Genomic DNA, 17,629 nt, shown 5'->3' with positions numbered 1-17,629 from the left:
CCCGGCCGGGTGGTGGTTGACGGTGGTCAGGGCCTGGGTTCGGTGGTCACGAGGAGGTCGGCGGCCACAGCGCCGGTCGCGTGGACCACCAGCGGGTTGATCTCCACCTCGGTCAGAGCGGAGCCGAGTTCGGCTGCGGCCTGCGAGAGTGACGCGATCGCCGCAGCCGCGGCGGCCACGTCGCAGCGCGGGCGGCCGCGGAACCCGTCCAGCAGCGGCCATCCGCGCAACCGCCGCAGCAGCGCGACCGCCTGCCCCGAGTCGAGCGGGCCGAGCGCCGATGCGACGTCGGAGTAGAGCTCGGTCGTGGTGCCGCCCATCCCGACCGTCACCACCGGCGGATAACCGTGCTTGCCGCCCTGCACGCCGACGAGCAGTTCCACGCCCGGCGGAAGCACTTCCTGGACCAGGACGCCATCGATGCGCGCCTGCGGAGCGCCCGCGGTGACCGCGTCGAGCATGTCCTGCGCGGCACGGCCTGCTTGCTCTGCCCGGACGCCGACGAGAACACCGCCGACGTCGCTTTTGTGCGCCAGGTCGGGGGATTGGACCTTCAGCACGACGTGCTCGCCGATCTCCCGCGCAACGGTTTCAACGTCGGCGGGATCGACGATGCGCCCACGCGGTCGGGCGATCTGCAACGCGTCGAGGAGACGTGCGCCGTCGGCCTCGGTGAGCGATGGGCGGTCCAGGAAGCGCGACAGGCCGCGCGGCGCCGCTGGTTCGGCGCGACGGCTTTCTTGCGGCACCAGACGAGCGATCAGCCGCAGCGCAGCGGTGGTGCTGTCCAGCACCGGGATTGCGTTGCGGCGCAGCATCGAACCGGCTTCGGCGATCTCCTCGTGCGAGTACAGCCACGCCACCGCGAACGGTGCCGTGCTGCGGCGCTCGGCGGCCCGCAGGATCGCCTCGGCGACTTCCACCGCCGCCGCACCGCCGATCGTGGTCAGCACCACGAGCACGGCATCCACCTCGCCGGATTCGGCGACCGCCTCGCACACCGCGCCGAACTGGCCCGCGTCGTCGATGACCTGCGCGGTGACGTCCACCGGGTTGGCGGTGCTGCCGAAAGCCGGGATGAGCGGCGCCAGCACGTCCTGCGCCGCGCGGTCCAGCTCCGGCAGCGACAACCCGGCCGCCTCGGCCTGGTCGGCGGCGAGCCCGCCCGCCCCGCCGGAACTGGTGATGACGCCGATGCGGTGCCCGCGCGGCCGGGACTCGCCGGTCAGCGCCACCGCGGTGTCGAGGAGCTCGTCCAGGTCGTCCACCTGGATCGCACCGGATTCGCGGGTCAGCAGGTCGAACGCGGTGCCCGCGCGGACCAGCGCGCCGGTGTGCGAGGCCACCGCGCGCTCCCCGGCGGCTGAACGGCCCGAGCGCAGGACCACGAGTTGCTTGCCCGCCGCCGCGGTCTGCTCGGTCAGCCGCTGCCACCGGGCTCCGTCGGGCAGTTCCTCCAGGTAGCACGCCAGCACCCGGACGCCGGGATCGGCGACCAGCAGTTCGGCGGCGTCGGTGGTGGTGAGGTCGGCCTGGTTGCCGACGCTGATCCAGGCGGTGAGCCCGATCCCGCGATCGCGGGCCTTGCCGAGGAAGCTGCCGCCCAGCGCGCCGCTCTGCCCGACGTAGGCGATGCCCGAATCCGGTTGCCGAACCCCGTCGGCAGCGGCGGTGAACGTGGCCGCCAAGCCGGTGGGGCGGTAGAGCAGTCCCTGGCAGTTCGGGCCGACCACCCGCATCCCGTACCGGCCGGCGACTTCGACGAGCTGCTCCTGCAACGCACGCCCTTCGGCACCGACCTCGGCGAAGCCGGAGGAGAGCACCACGGCGAACGAGGCGCCCGCACGCCCGGCGTCCTCGACCGCGGAAAGCACCCGTGCGGCCGGGACCAGCACGAGCACCAGGTCCACCGGCCCCGGCAGCTCCAGCAGCGACGGGTAGCACGGCAGGCCGTGCACCCGCCGGTGGTTCGGGTTCACCGGGTAGACCGGGCCGTCGAACCCGCTCAGGTAGCGGGTCAGCCGTCCGGCCATCGCCGAGCGCTCGGAAGCGCCGACGACCGCCACCGCTCGCGGGTGCAGCAACCCGTCCACCGCGGTCACCGGCCGTGGAACTTCGGGCTGCGCTTCTCCTTGAACGCGCGCATCGCCTCCGCGGAGTCCTCAGTGGACTGCACGACGGCCATGTGCGAGGAGATCAGGTCGAGCGAGGTCCGCAGGTCGGTGCGCGCCGACTGGTACACGGTCCGCTTGATCGCGCGGATGGCCACCGGTGGGCCGTCGGCGAGGCGGCGCGCGAAGGCGTAGGTGTGCTCCATCAGCTCGTCGTCGGGGTAGCTGCGGCTGGCGATGCCGAGCTCCACGGCGGTGGCGGCATCCACGAAATCACCGGTCCACAGCAGCTCCAGCGCCTTGGCGGTGCCGACGAGCCGCGGCAGGAAGTAGCAACCGCCGTCACCGGGCACCAGGCCGATGCGGACGTAGCCCTCCGACAGCCGCGCGGACTCCCCGACGAACCGGATGTCGCACATCAGCGCCATGTCCATGCCCGCGCCCACCGCGACGCCGTTGACCGCGGCGATGACCGGCTTGTCGAAGTCCTCCAGCGCGAGCGCGACCTGGTGGATGCGTTCGGTCAGCACGGTCTTGTGGTCCAGCACGGACTTCTCGCCCGCGGTGAAGTCGTCGAGGTCGACGCCCGAGCAGAACGCGTCACCGGCCCCGGTGAGCACCAGCACCCGCACCTCGGGATCGAACCGGGCGGACCGGATCGCCGCCGCCCACTGGTCGATCATCTCCATGGTGAACGCGTTCTTGCGCTGCGGGCGGTTGAGCAGGATCGTCCCGATCCCGTCCGCGACCTGGTACTCGAGATCCGCCATGTCCATCCCTCCGGCTCGACGACGCGGCCGAGTCTGGCACGCCCCACCCACCGAGTCCATACAAAATTGAATGCAATGAGTCCGATGTTGCGAGGTGTCCGGCGAAAGCGGGACGAGCCGTCGGGCCCGGCGGATACAGTCCCGGCCGTGATCAATCGTTCAGCCTTCCCGGTCATGAGACCGGTCGCTACCCGGGGACGGTGCGCCCGTGGCCACTGATCTGTTCGGCGTCAGAGCGCTCGATGTCGACCTCGCCCGCCGCGAAGTCCGGTTGCAGGTCCTGACGGTCCACTACGACGTGGAATCCCGGACCTACCTGGCGCCGCCGGAGCGGGACCCGGGGTTCGTGCTGGGACTCCTGTGGGCATCCGGGCGTCGGGAACATCCGATCGGTGCGGCCATCGACGCCGACCGGATTCTCGACCGGAACTGGCTGATCGAGCACGCGCGCTGGTTCGTCGAGCACGTCGAACGCATCGCCGTGGACAACGATCCGCCCTCGGAGTCGGCGTGGGACCGCCTCCAGGACTTCCACTACGAGCGCGTGCACGGCTGGCCGGACGAAGACGCTCTGGTGCAGGCGGAGTTCTCGGTCCGGGTCGCCGACCGGGCCTGGATCGAGCACCTGGAACCGGGTGATGCGTGGAGTTCGGCGATGTACCCGGTGCACGCCGACAGCCCGGCTCCGGAGGAGCTGCCGCACCTGCCGAACGTGCACGACCCGATCGTGCGCTGGCCCTTCTCCGACGACAGCGCGACCGCGGTGGCCTTCTCCGACGACAGCCGCTTCCTGGCCGTGGCCCGCTCCGGTGCCGAACTGGTCGTGTACGACTGCGCCGACTGGACCGAGCACTTCCGCGTGGCGTTCGAGACCGGCTTCAGCTGGCGCATGTCGTGGGTTCCGGGACAGCACGTGGTGGCGTTCACCTCCCAGCGGCACGGCTCCGAACAGGTCGCCTACGACGTCGACGCCGGGGCGCGGATCGATGTCGCCTTGGAAGCGGGAAGGGCGCGTTCGCGCACCGGCCGCTACCGGGTGGACTTCGAGAGCAGGTCACCCCGCCGCGTCTTCCTGGTCGAGGGCGACGGGCGAGAACAGGTCACCGGCGCGGACGGCCTGGTGGTCGAGAGCCTGGCCTTCGCCGCGGACGAATCCCGGCTCTACCTCGGTGAGAAGGGGCCGAACGTGCACGTGATCGACGTGGCGTCCCGCACCGTCGTCGACACCGCCGCTGATGGTCTGAGGGAAGTGCGGGCGCTGGCACCGAGTCCGGACGGGGCCTACCTGGCTTCCGCGGGTTTCCCGCCGAGCGATCCGTGGGAGATCGGCGGCGGTGAGTTGTGCATCCGCCGGCTCGCGGACGGCGCGGTCGTGATCCGGCACCGCCCGGGCGCGCACTTCCGGGACGTGGCGTGGTCGCCCGACGGCCGTTGGCTCGCCCTCGGTCTCTCGCGCGGTCCGAACAACGGGGGTGACGTCCAGGTGATGCCCGTCGGGATGCCCGCGGAGGCGCCGGATTCCCTGACGACGCGCGGTAGCTGACGAATTCGACGGGGCGGCCGCGAATCGCGGCCGCCCCGTTCCGCCGGTGAACGCCTCCTCGATCAGCCCGGCAGGGGGAGCGTGGCGGCGAGGGTGGGGGCCAGGTGCGCCGGGGTGGCGTCGCGGTGCGCGTCCATGATGCGGACCGCTCTTTCGGTCTGGCCGCGGCGCAGGGCGTTGATCAGCTGGCGGTGCTCGCGGACGATCCGGCGGCGCGCCGACTCGTCGTAGAGGTAGACCGTGCGGTAGGCCTCGGTGATCTTCCAGATCCGCTCAATCTCATCGACGATCAGCCGCAGGCCCGAGGCGCGGAAGATGACGAAGTGGAAGTCGTGGTTGAGCTCGATGATCCGCAGCACGTCGACCTCGTCGGCGGCCTTCGCGATCTGCTCGTTGAGCTCGCTCAGCTCGATGATCTGCGCGGTGCTCAGCCGCGGCAGCTCGCGGAGCACGATCGCCTCCAGCGCGCCGCGCATCAGGTACGCCTGCCGCAGTTCCTCCGCTGAAAGCCTGGCCACGGTGTAGCCCACGTTCGGCTGGTGGCGGACCACGCCCTCGGCTTCGAGCGCCTTTAACGCCTCCCGGACCGGCACTCGGCTGACGCCCAGGCGTTCGGCGAGCGCTTCCTGCCGGAGCGGTTGTCCGGGCAGCAGTTCCTGGCTGCGCATCATCTGCCGGATCTGCTCGACGGCGCGACCCACCGAAGTCCCCGCCATGCCTCAACACCCCACGCTCTGTTCGATCGGTGATCGGAATGGTAACGCACCGTGTTTGCGCGAATGCTGAGGACGACGTATTGACAAACCCGCACGTCCGGGCGCACCGTAACCCGCAACGGTGCGCAAATAGCGACAGCGTTGTGAATATAGCAACAGCTCTCCGGAGGTGGACGTGGCGGGTTCAGGCTTTCTGCAGACCGCGGATCGCGCGCTGCAGGTTCTGCTCGCGTTCACCGACGACCGGCCGGAGTGGGGCGTCACCGAGCTCGGGCGCGAACTCGGGCTGGACAAGTCCGTCGTCCAGCGGCTGCTGGCGACCTTGGCCAACCGCGGATTCGTGCTGGCGGACCCGGAATCCCGCCGCTACCGGCTCGGCCCGGCGGTCTCCCAGCTCGCCAGGGTCGCCGAGCGCAGCGGCGCGCTGAGCCTGATCGCCCGCCCGGTGCTGGCGATGCTGGCGCGGGAGACGGGGGAGAGCGCCGTGCTCAACGTCGCGCACGGCGGCTCCTACCGGACCGTCGCGGCCGTGGACGGTCGCGGGCCGATCAGCTACACCGCGGTGGTCGGGCACGTGATGCCCGGTCACGCCGGGTCCTCCGGGCACGCGCTGTTCGCCGGACTGCCCGCGGAGGAGGTCCGCGAGCTGTTCGGCCCCGAGCCGCTCGCGCGCTGCACTCCGAGCACTCCGACCAGCTACGCCGAGCTGGCGCAGCGGTGGCAGCAGGTCCGGGAAACCGGGGTGTCGATATCGGCCGGGGAGTTCGACGCGAACGTCGGCGCCGTCGCGGTGCCGGTGCAGCTCTCCGGTGCGACAGTGGCGTCGATGACGCTGATCGGTCCGGCCGAGCGCGTCACCGGCCGGACCGACGACCTGACCGCTGCGCTGCGCGGCGCGGCCACCGACCTGTCCCGCCGATTGGCGCCCGGCGCCGGGCCGCAAGCCGGCTGATCTCCTCCTCGAAAGGCTGCTCATGACAGTCAGCGAATCCCGGACGGGCGCCGAGCGCGCGCACCCGCGGGCTTTCGAGCCGACCGTTCTGGTGATCACGGTCGTGCTCTCCGTGGTCGGCGCGATCATCGGTCTGCACCTGATCACCACGCTGGGCATCTCGGCCAACACCTCGGTGATCGGCGCGCTGATCGCGATGATCATCGGCCGGATCAACGTGGCCGCCCTGCGCAAGATGCGGTCGGTGCACCGGCAGAACCTCGTGCAGAGCGCGGTGTCCGGCTCGACCTTCGCCGCCGCCAACTCGCTGCTGGCGCCGATCGCGGTGCCCTTCGCCTTCGGCAGGCCCGACCTGGTGTGGCCGGTGTTCGCCGGTGTCGCGATCGGCCTGTTCGCCGATTCCTTCGTGCTGTACCGGCTGTTCAACTCGCGGCTGCTGCCCGCGCAGGCCGCCTGGCCGCCCGGCGTCGCCGCGGCGGACACCATCATCGCCGGTGACAAGGGCGGCAGGCGGGCCATCGTGCTGGCGGGCGGCGCGGTGATCGGGTTCATCGGCTCGCTGTTCAAGCTGCCGGTCTCCGCGGCGGGTGTGGCCTTCATCGGCAACATCTGGGCGCTGGCCATGTTCGGCGTCGGCCTGATGGTCAGCCAGTACAGCCCGGCCTGGTTCAGCATCGACATCGGCGACCTCTACATCCCGCACGGCGTGATGATCGGCGCCGGGCTGGTCGCGCTCGGGCAGGCCGCCTACCTGATGTTCCGCAAGGACAAGAAGAAGGCCGCTGCACCGGAGCGGTCGATCGATCCCAGCCAGCTGCCGCAGGTCGACGAGCGCGCGCTGCGCCGCGGCGTGCTGGAGGGCTACGTGCTCTTCGTGCTCGGCGCCGCCGTGGTCGCGCTGGCCGGCGGGCTGATGTCCGAGCTGTCGGTGCCCGGGCTGATCATGTGGGTGCTGGCCGCCGCGCTGGCCGCGATCATCCACGAGATCATCGTGGGCCTGGCCGCGATGCACTCCGGCTGGTTCCCGGCCTTCGCGGTGACGCTGATCTTCCTGGTGCTGGGCCTGATCCTCGGCGTGCCGCCGGTGGCGCTGGCGCTGTTCGTCGGCTACACCTCGGCCACCGGCCCGGCGTTCGCCGACATGGGGTACGACTTCAAGGCGGGCTGGCTGCTGCGCAAGGAGCACCGTCCCTACGACGCCTACGAGCGCTCCGGCCGGTTCCAGCAGTACCTCGCCTCGCTGGTCGGCTTCGCGGTGGCGACGGTGGCGGTCGCGGTGTCCTGGCAGTCGTTCTTCGGCGACGGCCTGATCCCGCCGGTGGCCGAGGTCTACGCGGCCACCATCAAGGCCGGGCTGACCGACCCGGACATCCTGATGACGCTGCTGCTGTGGGCGATCCCCGGTGCGCTGATCCAGCTGCTCGGCGGCTCCAGCAGGCAGATGGGCGTGCTGCTGGCCACCGGCCTGCTGGTGGGCACCCCGCAAGCGTGCTGGCTGGTCTTCGGCGCGCTGCTGGTCCGCATCGCCTACCGCTGGTGGCGCGGCGAAAGGGCGGACGAGGACCTCAACCTCGTCGGCGCGGGCCTCATCGCCGGCGACGCCCTCTACTCGACCAGCCGCATCTTCGAGTCCAAGTGATCAGGCGTGCAGGCGAGCGCCGGGTCTGGCGTTCTACCGAGGAGCGACATAGCTGTTTGTGGTGGTCAACCGCAACCGCGACGCACGACCGGCACCGAGTTGCGAGGTGACGCATGCGCCGCAGGCGCATAGCCCACCCTCGCAACTCGCACCGCCGCGGGTTCTCAGGCGTCGTCTGGCGAGGACAGCTCGTTCGCCGTGTATTGGGCATACACAAGAACGGGATCCCGCAGACCAGGCGGCGTCTGAGGTTCCGCCACCTGCACCGCCACGCAAAACGAGTTCGTCAAACTAGTAAGAGGAGTAGTTGTGGAAGTTGTCAGCCGTGTCGAATCCCGGCCCGAGTACCTGTCCTGGGAAGCCGCCATCGGCGCTCGCAAGCTCGTCGAGCAGGTCATGCTCGTCAAGCCGGGCGAGCAGGTGGTGCTCACCGGTGACACGTCCTCCGACCGGCGCGTCGTGGAGCTGACCGCGCAGGCCGTGGCCGCGGCCGGTGCCACGCCGACCGTGATCTGGTACGAGACCCGGCCCAGCTCGGCGATGGAGCCGCCGGCGCCGGTCGCCGGTGCGGTCGCCAAGGCCGACGTGTGGATCGAGTTCAGCGTCGCCTACATCATGCACAGCGACGCCTTCCGCGCCGCGATCGCCAACGGCGCCCGGTACACCAACCTGACCGGCATGGACATCCCGATGCTGGTCGACACCGTCGGCAAGCCCGACTTCGAGGGCGTCATGCGGCTCGGTCGCGCGCTGGTCGCGCTGCTGGAGCAGGCCGACGAGGTGCGCATCACCGCGGCCAACGGCACCGACCTGGTCGGCCGCAACCAGGGCCGCCCGATCAACCTGCGCGGCAAGCCCGCCGAGAAGCCCGGCGAGACCGTGATGCTCTCCGGCCAGATCTCCTGGAACCCGGTCGAGGAGACCCAGAACGGCACGCTGGTCTTCGACGGCGCGCTGTGGCCGCCGGCCGAGATCGGCCTGCTGCGCTCCCCGGTGCGCTGCAAGGTGGAGAACGGCGTGGTCACCGAGATCACCGGCGACCGCGACGCCGAGGTGTTCCGGAACTGGATGGAGTCCTTCGACGACCCGAACATGTTCCGGCTGGCGCACTGGTCGCTGGGCTTCAACCCGGGCGTGCTGGTGCCCACCGGCCGCATCGTGGAGGACGAGCGGGTGTTCGGCTGCGTGGAGATCGGCATCGGCACCAAGGGCGCCTGGATCGGCGGCGAGCCGTGGGTTGCCGCGGCGCACACCGACGGCAGCGTCCTCGGCCCGTCGATCTACCTCGACGGCGAAGCGATCGAGCTCGAAGGCCGCTACGTGCACCCGGAACTGGTCCGGATCTGCGAGGAGATCGGCGCGCCGGGTTACTGATCCGCAGGTCCTGCCGCAATTTCCATTGAAATCAGACGTCCGATTTCAATGGAAATTGCGGCTCGGGCCGAACCCGGGTGGTGCGGTGGTGGCCCTGGTCGGTGTTGAATCGTGCCCGTCGCACCCGACCCAGCGTGATAGTCCACTTTGGAGGAAACGAGATGTCGTCCGTCACCTACCGCCGTCCGGGTCTGGTGGCCCGGGACCACGTGTTCCGGGTTCCGCTGCGCCACGACGACCCGGGCTCCGGGGAGATCGAGGTCTTCGGTCGGGAGGTGGTCGCGCCGTCCAAGCAGGACCAGCAGCTGCCGTGGCTGGTCTACTTCCAGGGCGGCCCGGGCGGCAAGGCCGAACGGCCGCTGAGCACCAGCGCGTGGCTGGGTCGCGCGCTGCAGGACTACCGGGTGCTGCTGCTCGACCAGCGCGGTACCGGGCGCAGCACGCCGGCGAACCGCCAGAGCCTCGCCGGGCTGACCCCCGCGCAGCAGGCCGAGCACCTCAGCCTGCTGCGCGCCGACTCGATCGTGCGCGACGCCGAAGCCGTCCGCATGCAGCTGATCGGTGACGAGCCGTGGTCGGTGCTGGGGCAGAGCTTCGGCGGGTTCTGCGCGCTGACCTACCTCTCGCTGGCCCCGCAGGGGCTGCGGCAGGTGCTGATCACCGGCGGCGTTCCGACCCTGACCGGCCACGCCGACGACGTGTACCGCGCCGCCTACGCGCGCACGCTGCGCAAGAACGACGCCTACTTCGCGCGCTACCCGCAGGACGCCGAGATCGTGCGGCGGGTCGTCGAGCACCTCGCCGAGCACGAGGTGATCATGCCGGCGGGGGAGCGGCTGACCCCGGAGCGGTTCCAGACGCTCGGCATCCAGTTCGGCCAGGGCTCGCAGTTCGACGCGCTGCACTACCTGCTGGAGGAGGCGTTCATCGGCGACACCCTCTCCGACACTTTCCGGCGCGGCGTGGACGCGGTGGTCTCCTTCGCCACGCGACCGCTCTACGCGGTGCTGCACGAGGCCATCTACTGCCAGGGCACCGCGTCGGAGTGGTCGGCGCACCGGGTGCGCGCGGAGTTCCCGGAGTTCGACCCGGCCACCACCGGTCGCATCAACCTGACCGGCGAGATGATCTACCCCTGGATGTTCGAGCAGGACCCGTCGCTGGTCCCGCTGCGCGAGGCGGCCGACCTGCTCGCCGCGAAGAGCGACTGGCCGGTGCTCTACGACCTCGACCAGCTGGCCCGCAACGAGGTCCCGGTGGCCGCGGCGGTCTACCACGACGACATGTTCGTCGACCGGGACCACGCGCTGGAATCGGCCCGCCAGGTGCGCGGTGCCCGGGTGTGGGTGACCAACGAGTACGAGCACGACGGCGTCAAGGTCTCACCAGCGGTGCTGGACCGCTTGCTGGCCATGAACCGGGGCGACGCCTGACCTGGGAGGCGCCGCTGCACGGGGCTGGCCGTACGGCTATCGTTCGGTTCTCATGTCCGCATCCGAGCCGAACAGCGCTGGCGGTGTGCCCTGGCAGCGCGTCTTCGACCAGGCGGCCGCCGCGATGGCCATCCTCGACTTGCAGGGCCGCTACCTGCACGTCAACGGCGCGCTGTGCCGGTTGCTCGGATACCGGAGCGAGGAGCTGGAGGGGCGCGACTACCGGGATTTCACCCATCCGGATGACATCGACGATGAAGGTCCGGTCGAGTCCGAGAAGGTGCTGGAGAAGCGCTACATCCGCTCCGACGGAAGCCTGATCTGGGCGTTGGTGGCCCGCTCGTTCATCCGGGACCCCGACGGCACCGCGGTGTACTTCCTGTCCCAGATCCAGGACATCACCCAGCGCCGGGAGGCCGAGCTGCTGTGGCAGCGCAGCTTCGCCAACGCGCCGATCGGGATGGCGCTGCTGGACCTGAAGGGTTCCTGGACGGCGGTCAACGACACGCTCTGCGCGATGCTCGGCTACTCGCGCGCGGAGCTGCTGTCGATGTCCTTCGCCGACGTCACCTACGAGCAGGACGAGGGGCCGGGCACCGCCGCGCTGGAGGACATGGCCTCCGGCCTGATCGACTCGGTGAACCTGGAGAAGCGCTACCGGCACAAGGACGGCCGCCCGATCTGGATGCTGATCCGGGCGACCACGGTGCCCGGGGCCGACGGCACGCCCGCCTACGTCCTCAGCCAGTACGAGGACATCGGTGAACAGCGCATGGTGGACGCCCACCTGGCGCACCTCGCGCTGCACGACCCGCTGACCGGGCTGGCCAACCGGGCCTTGCTCTCCGACCGCCTGGATCACGGGCTCCAGCAGCTCGCGCGCGGGAACGGGGTGCTGGTCGTGGTGCTGGCCGACCTCGACGAGCTCAAGCCGACCAACGACCGCTACGGCCACGCGGTCGGCGACCAGCTGCTGATCGCCGCCGCGCGCGAGATCCAGCTGGCGGTGCGGGCCGGGGACACCGTCGCGCGCCTCGGCGGTGACGAGTTCGTGGTGGTCAGCCTGCTGCCGGACGAGGACGCCGCGGCGGCGCTCCGGGACCGGGTGGAGGCGCACCTGAACACCGAGATCGTGGTGCACGAGGCGACGGTGAGCCTGCAGGCCAGCGTCGGCTACGTGGTGACCTCGGACCCGTCGATCACCGCGGACAGGCTGCTGCACCTGGCCGACCGCGACATGTACGCCAGCAAGCGCCGTCGCCGGGAGGCCAACGGCGGCCGCTGAGCCGGTCGCCGGACGCGATTTCAATTGAAATCAGACGTCCGATTTCAATTGAAATCGCGCGAACCCCGACGCTCCGTCGGCGTGTCGGGGGCCGACACGCCGACGTCTCGCGCAACTTCCATTGAAGTTGAAGGCCTGATTTCCATTGAAATTGCGCGAGTTGCGGGCGGTCAGGTGCCGAGGTCGGCGAGAGCGGACTCGATCGCCCGGTGGAAGGTCGGGTAGGCGAAGATCATCCGGCGGAGGCGGGAGACCGGGACCTCGGCGTGCACGGCGACCGCGAGCGCGCCGATGATCTCGCCACCGGCCGGTGCGGCGACCGTGGCACCCACCAGCACGTCGCGCTCGGAGTCGGCGACCAGCTTGATGATCCCGGCGTTGCCCACCTTGTGGATCCAGCCGCGCGTGGAGTCCTGGATCCGCGTGCTCCCGGTGCGCACCGCGATCCCGGCCTCCCGGGCCTGGGCCTCGGTCAGCCCGACGCTGGCGACCTCCGGATCGGTGAAGGTCACCGCGGGCATCGCCCGGTAGTCGGCGGTTTCGCCGTCCTGGCCGAGGATGTCGGCCGCGGCGATGCGCGCCTGGTACACCGAGGTGTGCGTGAACGCGCCACGACCGGTGACGTCGCCGATCGCCCAGACCCCGTCGGCGGCGCGCATCCGCTCGTCCACCGGGATGGTGCGGGCCTGCTCGTCCAGCCCGACCGCGCCGACCCCGAGCGCGCGCAGGTCGGTGCGGCGGCCGGTGGCCACCAGCAGCCGGTCCGCGATGAGCCGGTCGCCGCCGGAGAGCTGCACCTCGAACTGCCCGTCGTGCTTGACGTGCTCGACGCCGTCGCCGGTGCGCACCTGGATCCCCTCGGCGAGCAGCGCCTCGGTGATCACCTCGGATGCCTCCGGTTCGGAGCTCGGCAGCAGCCGGGGCTGCGCCTCCAGCACCGCGACCGTGCTGCCGAACCGGGCGAAGACCTGCGCGAACTCCAGGCCGACCGGCCCGCCGCCGAGCACCAGCAGCGACTCCGGCACCTCGCGCGACGGCACCGCCTCCCGGTTCGTCCAAAATGGACTACCGGCGAGGCCGTCGACCGGCGGCACCGCCGGTTCGGTGCCGGGGTTGAGCACGATGCCGCGCCGCGCGCGGAACACCTGATCGCCGACGGTCACCTCGCCCGGCGCGCTGATCCGCCCGACACCGCGCACCAGCCGACCACCCGTGCGCTCGAAGCGCCGCGCGGCGATCTCGTCGTCCCAGTCGGTGGTGGCCTCGTCGCGGATGCGGTCGGCGACCGGCGTCCAGTCCGGGTGCACCTCGGTTCGCCCGGCCAGCTCGGGCACCCGGCGCGCTTCGCCCAGCGCGTCGGTGGCCCGCACCATCATCTTGGTCGGCACGCAGGCGAAGTACGGGCACTCACCGCCGACCAGCCTGGATTCCACCGCGACCACGGACAGGCCCGCACTCGCCAGCCGGGCGGCGACGTCCTCGCCGCCCGGTCCCATCCCGATGACCACGACGTCGACCTCGTCGACCACGGCACCCACCTCTGTTCTCGTCCGTCGCACCGTCGGTCCCAGCGCACCACCTCGGTGCCTGCCGCGCACCTCGGCGAGCACCGCGTGCCGCCCGCACCCGACCGGACGCGGACGCTGGTCCCAGCGTGCCGGGTCGCGCTCCGCGGCACGCCCATTTCGCGCAAGATCGCGGCGGCACCGCGGCGAGCGACGCTCCCTAGCGCCAGACGAGCGCTTCCGCCAGGGGCTTGCGGGTCAGTTCGGGTACTTCGCAGTCGTCGGCCGGGTAGCCGACCGGGAACAGGATGTAGGGCCGCTCGCTGGACGGGCGCTCCAGGAGCTGGGTCAGGAAGCCCATCGGGTTCGGCGTGTGCGTCAGGGTCGCCAGGCCCATCGTGTGCAGCGCGGTGATGAACATGCCGCAGGCGATGCCGACGCTCTCGTTGACGTAGTAGTGCTTCTGCTTGCCGGTGCCGGTCACCCGGTACTTCTGCGCGAACGCGACCACGATCCACGGCACCACGTCGAGGAACTCCTTGTTCGCGTCGGTCTCCAAACGCGAGAGCGCCCCGTGCCACTGCGGGATGTCCTCGCGCCCGTAGAACGCGCGTTCCTCGGCCTCGGCGGCCAGCCGGATGCGGTGCTTGAGGTCGGGATCGGCCACCGCGACGAACGTCCACGGCTGCTGGTGCGCGCCGCTGGGCGCGGTGTTCGCGGTCCGCACGGCCAGTTCGATCGCCTCGCGGGGCACCGGGTCGGAGCTGAAGAACCGGACGCTGCGGCGACCGTCCAGGTGCTCGAAAAGCTCCTGCCCGCGCCGCAATCCCTCGGCGGACGGCAGTCGCGGCGGCGTGTAGGGCACGAACGGATGGGCGTGCGGGCGGGGTGCTGGTGCGGTCACTGGTCCTCCCGGGTGGGCGTCGGCTGTGATGTAAGCGGAGGAGCGCGGGGCGCAGGTATCGGCCGTTCCGGCGAACGTTCTCCCACATGGTGGGAAATCTGGGAACCGGTGGAGGGTCACCTTCCCTCGCTATGGGGCAAGTCACATTCGTCGCCGATTGCACACCGCCGTCCGGGCCGGGGAGGGTCGGTAAACGTGGTGCCACCTGCGCACCGATGTGGAACTCCGCCGTACCGGTGGTCGCCCCGGCCTTCGGGAACGGGTGTGCGGATGCGTGCGGAAGGTGATCGGGTGAACCCCGGACGTGATCGGAATAAACACCGGGGATGTATCGTTCGCCACAGGATGGACGTTGCCTGCAGGTGAAGGGGAACGGATCAAGTTGAGCACCGCGAACGGGCACCGGACCAACGGCGCCCAGAAGCTGAACCGGGTGGTCATCCGGTTCGCCGGGGACTCCGGTGACGGCATGCAGCTGACGGGTGACAGGTTCACCTCGGAAGCCGCGGCCTTCGGCAACGACCTGGCCACGCTGCCGAACTTCCCCGCCGAGATCCGCGCACCCGCCGGCACCCTGCCCGGCGTGTCCAGCTTCCAGCTGCACTTCGCCGACTACGACATCCTCACCCCGGGCGACCGGCCCGACGTGCTGGTGGCGATGAACCCGGCGGCGCTCAAGGCGAACCTCGGGGACCTGCCGCACGGCGGCATCCTGATCGTCAACACCGACGAGTTCAGCAAGCGCAACCTGACCAAGGTCGGCTACGACGCCAACCCGCTGGACGGCGAGGAGCTGGAGCGCTACCAGGTCCACCGGGTGGCGATGGGAACGCTGACCCAGGGCGCGCTGGAGGGCAGCGGGCTCGGCAAGAAGGACGCCGAGCGCTGCAAGAACATGTTCGCCCTCGGCCTGCTGTCGTGGATGTACCACCGGCCCACCGAGGGCACCGAGCGGTTCCTGCGCGAGAAGTTCGCCAAGAAGCCGCAGATCGCCGAGGCCAACGTGCTGGCCTTCCGCGCGGGCTGGAACTACGGCGAGACGACCGAGTCCTTCGCGGTGACCTACGAGGTCGCGCCGGCCAAGCTGCCCGCAGGGACCTATCGCCAGATCACCGGCAACACCGCGCTGGCCTACGGCATCGTCGCCGCCGGGCAGTGCAGCGAGCTGCCGGTGTTCCTGGGCACCTACCCGATCACCCCGGCCTCCGACGTGCTGCACGAGCTGGCCAAGCACAAGAACTTCGGCATCACCACCTTCCAGGCCGAGGACGAGATCGCCGGTGTCGGCGCGGCGCTGGGCGCCTCCTTCGGCGGAGCGCTGGGCGTGACGACCACCTCCGGGCCCGGGCTGGCGCTCAAGTCGGAGACCATCGGCCTGGCGGTGGCGCTGGAGCTCCCGCTGCTGGTGTGCGACATCCAGCGCGGCGGCCCTTCCACCGGCCTGCCGACCAAGACCGAGCAGGCCGACCTGCTGCAGGCGCTCTACGGCCGCAACGGCGAGTCGCCGGTGCCGGTGATCGCCCCGTGCTCGCCCGCGGACTGCTTCGACGCGGCCCTGGACGCGGTGCGGATCGCGCTGACCTACCGGACACCGGTGCTGCTGCTGTCCGACGGCGCGATCGCCAACGGTTCGGAACCCTGGTTGATCCCGGAGACCGACCAGTTGCCCGACCTGCGCGTCGAGTTCGCCACCGAGCCCAACGCGCCGGACGGCTCCGGCGAGTTCTGGCCCTACGTGCGCGACCCGGAAACGCTGGCCCGCGAGTGGGCGGTGCCCGGCACGCCGGGCCTGGAGCACCGGGTCGGCGGGCTGGAGAAGGCCGAGGGCAAGGGCAACATCTCCTACGACCCGGACAACCACGACAAGATGGTGCGGCTGCGCCAGGCCAAGATCGACGGCGTGCGCGTCCCGGACCTCACCGTCGACGACCCGTCCGGCCGGGCCCGCGTGCTGGTGCTGGGCTGGGGCTCGTCCTACGGGCCGATCGGCGCGGCGTGCCGCCGGGTCCGCGGTCGGGGCATGGACATCGCGCAGGCCCACCTGCGCCACCTCAACCCGATGCCGGGCAACCTTGGCGACGTGCTGCGCAGCTACGACAAGGTGATCGTCCCGGAGATGAACCTGGGACAGCTGGCGATGCTGCTGCGCGCCCGCTACCTGGTCGACGTGCAGTCCTACACCAAGGTCGCGGGGCTGCCGTTCCAAGCCGAGGAGCTGCAGAACGTGCTCACCGACGTGGTGCAGGGGGTGTCCGCGTGACGACCACCGATCTGGGGATCCCGGGCCTGGGCGGGCTCGCCGGGGTGCCGACGACCGACGAACCGCAGAAGGCCAAGGACTTCAAGTCCGACCAGGAGGTGCGCTGGTGCCCGGGGTGCGGCGACTACGTCGTGCTCAACGCGGTGCAGAGCTTCCTGCCGTCGCTGGGGCTCAAGCGCGAGAACATCGTGTTCATCTCGGGCATCGGGTGCTCGTCCCGGTTCCCGTACTACATGAACACCTACGGGATGCACTCCATCCACGGCCGCGCCCCGGCGATCGCCACCGGCCTGGCGACCAGCAGGCCGGACCTGTCGGTGTGGGTGGTGACCGGTGACGGCGACGCGCTGTCCATCGGCGGCAACCACCTGATCCACGCCCTGCGCCGGAACGTGAACCTGAAGATCCTGCTGTTCAACAACCGGATCTACGGCCTGACCAAGGGCCAGTACTCGCCGACCAGCGAGGTCGGCAAGGTCACCAAGTCGACTCCGGTGGGTTCCCTGGACCACCCGTTCAACCCGGTGTCGCTGGCGCTGGGCGCGGAGGCGTCGTTCGTGGCGCGCGTGATCGACTCGGACCGCGCGAGCGTGACGGAGACCTTGAAGGCGGCGGCGGAGCACCGCGGCAGCGCGCTGGTGGAGATCTACCAGAACTGCCCGATCTTCAACGACGGTGCCTTCGACGTCCTCAAGGACAACGACGAGAAGCAGCGCCGCATCGTCGCCCTCAAGCACGGCGAACCGATCACCTTCGGCCCGGAGGACGAGCAGTACGGCGTGGTCTCCGGTCCGGACGGCTTCCGCGTCGCCAAGTTGTCCGAAGTGGACGAAGCCGAGGTGGTGGTGCACGACGCGCACCGCGACGACCCGTCCTACGCCTTCGCCCTGTCCCGCCTCGGCGGCCAGGACCTCAACCCGGCCGTGACGGGCATCTTCCGCTCGGTCGAACGCCCCGCCTACGACGACCTGGCCCGAGCCCAGGTGGCGGAGGCCCAGCGGTCCCGGCCGGCGGACCTCCGGAAGCTCCTCCACGGCAACGACACCTGGACCATCTGAGCAGGCGAACCGGTCGAAGGGCGCCGCTGACCGAGCACGCCGGTCGGCGGTGCCCTTCGTGCAACGGCTGATCGGGTGG

General features: G+C 70.7%; 13 protein-coding genes. 8 read left to right on the top strand and 5 right to left on the bottom strand.

Annotated elements, in window-relative coordinates; genetic code table 11:
* Nucleotides 1-26 precede the first annotated feature (26 nt).
* Together C4T78_RS02125 and C4T78_RS02120 are read right to left on the bottom strand one after the other, a co-directional pair.
* Nucleotides 27-2,093, bottom strand: coding sequence for an acetate--CoA ligase family protein (locus C4T78_RS02125; RefSeq protein WP_220389063.1), 2,067 nt, complete (start codon nt 2,091-2,093; stop codon nt 27-29).
* Nucleotides 2,094-2,098: 5 nt separating this feature from the next.
* A complete protein-coding gene (locus C4T78_RS02120; protein WP_177247424.1) occupies nt 2,099-2,881 on the bottom strand; it encodes an enoyl-CoA hydratase/isomerase family protein in 783 nt (260 codons plus the stop codon).
* 208 nt (nt 2,882-3,089) lie between these two features.
* On the opposite strand from C4T78_RS02120, the gene C4T78_RS02115 reads away from it, so the two are divergent.
* Nucleotides 3,090-4,424 carry a WD40 repeat domain-containing protein gene (locus C4T78_RS02115; protein ID WP_093347833.1) on the top strand — a complete coding sequence of 445 codons (1,335 nt, stop codon included), beginning with the start codon at nt 3,090-3,092 and terminating at the stop codon, nt 4,422-4,424.
* A gap of 62 nt (nt 4,425-4,486) precedes the next feature.
* On the opposite strand, the gene C4T78_RS02110 is transcribed toward C4T78_RS02115, so the two are convergent.
* Nucleotides 4,487-5,140, bottom strand: a complete 654-nt coding sequence (locus tag C4T78_RS02110) for a GntR family transcriptional regulator (protein ID WP_093347836.1) — start codon at nt 5,138-5,140, stop codon at nt 4,487-4,489.
* A 175-nt stretch (nt 5,141-5,315) separates the two neighbouring features.
* On the opposite strand from C4T78_RS02110, the gene C4T78_RS02105 reads away from it, so the two are divergent.
* The 5 genes from C4T78_RS02105 to C4T78_RS02085 all read left to right on the top strand — a co-directional run bounded on the left by C4T78_RS02105 (nt 5,316) and on the right by C4T78_RS02085 (nt 11,823).
* A complete protein-coding gene (locus C4T78_RS02105; protein WP_218161471.1) occupies nt 5,316-6,092 on the top strand; it encodes an IclR family transcriptional regulator in 777 nt (258 codons plus the stop codon).
* 22 nt (nt 6,093-6,114) lie between these two features.
* Nucleotides 6,115-7,731: an OPT/YSL family transporter gene (locus C4T78_RS02100; RefSeq protein ID WP_093347842.1), complete on the top strand. Its 1,617-nt coding sequence runs from the start codon at nt 6,115-6,117 to the stop codon at nt 7,729-7,731.
* A gap of 309 nt (nt 7,732-8,040) precedes the next feature.
* Complete coding sequence (locus C4T78_RS02095; RefSeq protein WP_093347844.1) at nt 8,041-9,105, top strand: 2,5-dihydroxypyridine 5,6-dioxygenase NicX family protein; 1,065 nt, start codon at nt 8,041-8,043, stop codon at nt 9,103-9,105.
* 161 nt (nt 9,106-9,266) lie between these two features.
* A complete protein-coding gene (locus C4T78_RS02090; protein ID WP_093347847.1) occupies nt 9,267-10,538 on the top strand; it encodes an alpha/beta fold hydrolase in 1,272 nt (423 codons plus the stop codon).
* A gap of 52 nt (nt 10,539-10,590) precedes the next feature.
* Nucleotides 10,591-11,823, top strand: a complete 1,233-nt coding sequence (locus C4T78_RS02085) for a sensor domain-containing diguanylate cyclase (RefSeq protein ID WP_093347850.1) — start codon at nt 10,591-10,593, stop codon at nt 11,821-11,823.
* Between the two features lie 170 nt (nt 11,824-11,993).
* Here the strand turns inward: C4T78_RS02085 and C4T78_RS02080 are convergent, their stop codons facing one another.
* Nucleotides 11,994-13,361, bottom strand: coding sequence for a dihydrolipoyl dehydrogenase family protein (locus tag C4T78_RS02080; protein WP_093347853.1), 1,368 nt, complete (start codon nt 13,359-13,361; stop codon nt 11,994-11,996).
* A 187-nt stretch (nt 13,362-13,548) separates the two neighbouring features.
* The gene (locus C4T78_RS02075) at nt 13,549-14,232 is read right to left on the bottom strand and encodes a nitroreductase family protein (protein WP_093347856.1); all 684 of its coding nucleotides are present in this window, start codon (nt 14,230-14,232) and stop codon (nt 13,549-13,551) included.
* A 382-nt stretch (nt 14,233-14,614) separates the two neighbouring features.
* On the opposite strand from C4T78_RS02075, the gene C4T78_RS02070 reads away from it, so the two are divergent.
* The gene (locus tag C4T78_RS02070) at nt 14,615-16,492 is read left to right on the top strand and encodes a 2-oxoacid:acceptor oxidoreductase subunit alpha (RefSeq protein WP_093347859.1); all 1,878 of its coding nucleotides are present in this window, start codon (nt 14,615-14,617) and stop codon (nt 16,490-16,492) included.
* Complete coding sequence (locus tag C4T78_RS02065) at nt 16,489-17,550, top strand: 2-oxoacid:ferredoxin oxidoreductase subunit beta (RefSeq protein ID WP_093347862.1); 1,062 nt, start codon at nt 16,489-16,491, stop codon at nt 17,548-17,550. Before C4T78_RS02070 ends, C4T78_RS02065 begins: the two co-directional genes overlap by 4 nt.
* Nucleotides 17,551-17,629: the final 79 nt, after the last annotated feature.

The sequence above is a fragment of the Saccharopolyspora kobensis genome, from assembly GCF_900108315.1.
Lineage (GTDB): Bacteria > Actinomycetota > Actinomycetes > Mycobacteriales > Pseudonocardiaceae > Saccharopolyspora > Saccharopolyspora kobensis.
Note: the sequence above shows the minus strand (reverse complement) of the source record. Positions and strands in the feature narration are given on the sequence as shown.

Bases quoted from the DNA above. Each gene is read 5' to 3' on its own strand.
- C4T78_RS02085 (WP_093347850.1), top strand. From the start codon at position 10,591: ATGTCCGCATCCGAGCCGAACAGCGCTGGCGGTGTGCCCTGGCAGCGC.
- C4T78_RS02110 (WP_093347836.1), bottom strand. From the start codon at position 5,140: ATGGCGGGGACTTCGGTGGGTCGCGCCGTCGAGCAGATCCGGCAGATG.
- C4T78_RS02090 (WP_093347847.1), top strand. From the start codon at position 9,267: ATGTCGTCCGTCACCTACCGCCGTCCGGGTCTGGTGGCCCGGGACCAC.
- C4T78_RS02120 (WP_177247424.1), bottom strand. From the start codon at position 2,881: ATGGCGGATCTCGAGTACCAGGTCGCGGACGGGATCGGGACGATCCTG.
- C4T78_RS02100 (WP_093347842.1), top strand. From the start codon at position 6,115: ATGACAGTCAGCGAATCCCGGACGGGCGCCGAGCGCGCGCACCCGCGG.